We start from the raw sequence: 439 nt of genomic DNA on the forward strand, positions 1-439 counted from the left end.
TGGGAGAGGTCCGGCTGGATCACGTCGACGGCCCCGTCCTCGAACACCTCCTTGTAGTCCCAGCGCGAATACATCCGCTCGCCGGTCGCAATCGGGATGTCGGTGTGGGCCGCAAGCGCCGGCAGCGCGTCGTTGTGTTCGGGCAACACCGGTTCCTCGATGAACATCGGTTCGTAGGGCTCCATCGCGGACGCCAGGCGCTTGACCATTGGCTTCGTGACGCGGCCGTGGAAGTCGACGCCGATGTCGACCTCCGGGCCGACGGCCTCCCTGACCTCCCGGAGGCGGGTCGCGGCGGCCTCGACAGTGGCCGGGTTGTCGACGCGCTCGATCTCGGGCGTCGCGTTCATCTTCAGCGCCGTGAACCCGGCGTCGACCTGTTCCCGAGCGGCGCTGGCCACGTCAGAGGGCTCGTCACCGCCGATCCACTGGTACACCC

At 68.3% G+C, this 439-nt stretch carries 1 protein-coding gene; it reads right to left on the reverse strand.

Annotated features, from left to right (window positions below; genetic code table 11):
• On the reverse strand, nt 1-439 hold a 439-nt coding region (locus FY251_RS21495), incomplete at both ends, for an enolase C-terminal domain-like protein (protein WP_305037596.1).

It is taken from the genome of Haloferax sp. KTX1 (assembly GCF_902410085.1).
Classification (GTDB): domain Archaea; phylum Halobacteriota; class Halobacteria; order Halobacteriales; family Haloferacaceae; genus Haloferax; species Haloferax massiliensis.